The following is a 1,928-nucleotide window of genomic DNA, read 5'->3' as shown; positions in this document are numbered from 1 at the left end:
GGGTGGTTTCGGGGAACCGACAACCTGATTTCTGGACGCTCGCCGCCTTCCGGCGGCGACACCGCGAAGCGTTGGGGTGGATGTTAGTCTATTCCATGGACACCACGAATTCGACGATGCTAATCTCATCGAATGAGGTGATCACCATGGGCAAACAATACGATACCGAGTTTAAGTTACAGGCGGTCCGGTTAGCCACCGAATTGAACAAATCCGTGGCGCAGGTCGCCGACGAGTTGGGGATCCCGTCGAGCACCTTACATGGCTGGATTAAGGCCACTCGCCAGGACCCGCATCAGCCCTTTATTGGCAGTGGGCAGTTACGACCGGAGGATCAGGCGGCGCGCGAACTGCAAAAGCGCCTGCGGGATTTAGAAGAGGAGAATGCCATCTTAAAAAAAGCGATGCGCATCTTCGCCAACAACGACCGGAAGTAAAATATGCGTTCATTCATGAACACCGCTCCACCTTCCGTGTCACGAAGATGTGCCAAGTTCTTCAGGCGTCGCGGAGCGGGTATTATGCCTGGCGAGACCGACCACCCAGTCCGCGGGCGATCCGGCGCGCGGAGCGCCGGGAGTAGATCCAGCAGATCTTTGCCCAGAGTCGGGGGCGCTATGGGAGCCCCAAAATCACGGCGGTCTTACGCCAAACCGGGGAACGGATCACGCAAAAGACCGTCGCGCGATTGATGCGGGAGGCGGGCTTGCGGTCGCGGGTGGTGAAAAAATATAAAGCCACCACGAATTCCCGCCACGCGCACCCGGTCGCAGACAATGTGCTGAATCGCCAGTTTGTGGCGGAGCGGCCCCATCAGGTGTGGATGACGGACATCACCTATGTGGCGACCGACGAGGGATGGCTCTATTTGGCCAGTGTGGAAGACTTGTATAGCCGTCAGATCGTGGGGTGGGCCATGGGCGACCGCATGACGCAAGACCTCGTCATTCAAGCGTTCGATCAAGCGGTGGCCCGGTATCGCCCCCCGGAGGGCGTGCTCCATCACTCCGATCGCGGGAGTCAGTATGCCGCCCAGGCCTATCGGGATCGGCTCGCGGCGGAGCACATGACAGCCAGCATGAGCCGGAAAGGCAACTGTTGGGACAATGCCTGCATCGAATCCTGGCATAGTCTGCTCAAGAAAGAGCTGATCTATCTGGATCGCTGGCCCACCCGGGCAGCGGCGGAACAGGCGATTTTTGAGTACATTGAAATCTGGTATAACCGGCAACGGGTGCACAGTGCGCTGGGCTACCGAACCCCGTACGCGGTGTTGACCGCGGGGATGGCCCCCACACCATCCTTGGGGGCGAGCCAAAGGCCCTGAGGTCCGGGGGCGGCCGGTCAAGGCCGGCGTCAGCCGCCCCTGAGGGGGGAGCCTTGACGGGGCGGCTGCGGACATCGATAATCCGCCCCGTCCCAAAGGATGGAACCGGTTCCACTTGTTTGACATTGCTACGAATTTCAAGTGTCCATGGACTTGACACAAGTCCAGGGGAACCTCCTCATCGAATCCATCCGGTTGGCGGCCGAAGCGGGCTTAGTGCGCGAGCGGGATGTGGCCGTCGATGGCACCAAAGTGCGCGCCGCGGCGTCCAAGCATCGGGCCATGAGTTACGCGCGGATGACTGAACGGGAAGAGGCTCTGGCCGCCGAAGTCGATCAGTATCTCGCCGAGGTCGAGGCCGCGGATGCGGCGGATGATGCGGAGCACGGAGAGAATGACCGGGGATGGACGGCGCCGCCGGACCTGGCGGATGCGCAGAAACGGCTGGCCACGATTCGGGCGGCCAAGGCGCGTGTCGAAGCGGAAGCCCGCGAACGAGCGGAGGCGAAGCAAGCGGAGCGGAAAGCCGCGGCGGAGGCCGCGGGGAAACCGGCGCCCGAACCTCCGAAGGATCCGCCCACGCCCGATCCCAAAGCGCAAA

General features: G+C 61.7%; 2 pseudogenes. Both read left to right on the top strand.

Annotated elements, in window-relative coordinates:
* The first annotated feature begins 146 nt into the window (after positions 1-146).
* Positions 147-1,327, top strand: a pseudogene (locus HIJ39_RS22665) (IS3 family transposase).
* A 147-nt stretch (positions 1,328-1,474) separates the two neighbouring features.
* A pseudogene (locus HIJ39_RS22660) lies at positions 1,475-1,928 on the top strand (IS5/IS1182 family transposase); the annotation flags it as partial.

Source organism: Sulfobacillus harzensis, from assembly GCF_012933365.1.
In the GTDB taxonomy this organism is placed as follows: domain Bacteria; phylum Bacillota; class Sulfobacillia; order Sulfobacillales; family Sulfobacillaceae; genus Sulfobacillus_B; species Sulfobacillus_B harzensis.
This window is presented reverse-complemented; position numbering and strand designations above follow the sequence as displayed.